An 816-nucleotide genomic window follows, 5' to 3' on the forward strand; every position below is an offset into this window, starting at 1 on the left:
TGGAGAGTACTCTCTCCGAAAGGTCGCGGCGCCAAAGAAGCCGCCGAACGTTGGCTGCTATGCCAAAACACACCGTATAAATAAAAATCTAAAAATGAAAAGCCCTAAAAATTTCTACCTAACAATCCTTCTATTCGTTTTTGCGATTAGTTTTTCGCAAGTTAAAGAGGAAATCATAGATAGCGATGGAAAAAAAATTGAAACGAATAAATCGAATGATTACTTGTTGAAGAAAAGTGCTCATGAAATCGCAGATTTGTTTTACCTAAACCAAAACGATGTCAATAAAATTGATCCACTAATTAGCATCTATTTCTACAAAAAAACACCTTACTATAAACTAAAAGAAATTTTGATCGAAAAAAACAAATCATTCGGTAAGTTCAAAAGTAAAAAGCTAATTGAAACATTTAAAAAAGATGATTTAAAAGCTATTAAATTTACTTTTGAAGTAACATACGAAAAACTAAAAACTACAGAGGAATTAATATTGGTCAAAGAGCATTCAAATAATCCATATCAAGTTTTTGAATATAATATCAAGAAGGGTTGACGAAGGCACATCAGCCAACCGCCAATTCACGCAATCGCTGGTTTAGAGTTGCTTCACCTCTATTCTCCGGCACAACAAAACCGAGATTTTTTCAGCTGAAAAAGCTGGAAAAAATCCTCGGTTTTGTTACTTTAGTGTTTGCGGAGAGTACAATCTCCGGAAGGCCGCGACTGCGCGAATCGGCCTAACGTTATGCGATATTGAATCAACCAGCTCTACATGAAAGTTAACTTGATAATTTTGTTACTATCATTTTCTACAAT

1 protein-coding gene is annotated in these 816 nt (G+C 34.6%); it reads left to right on the forward strand.

The window, feature by feature from the left end; genetic code table 11:
• The coding region (locus HZF10_RS17760) for a hypothetical protein (RefSeq protein WP_217703411.1) at positions 1–553 on the forward strand (553 nt) is incomplete at its 5' end.
• Between the last annotated feature and the right edge of the window lie 263 nt (positions 554–816).

The organism is Flavobacterium agri (assembly GCF_013401995.1).
GTDB classification, from domain to species: Bacteria; Bacteroidota; Bacteroidia; order Flavobacteriales; family Flavobacteriaceae; genus Flavobacterium; species Flavobacterium agri.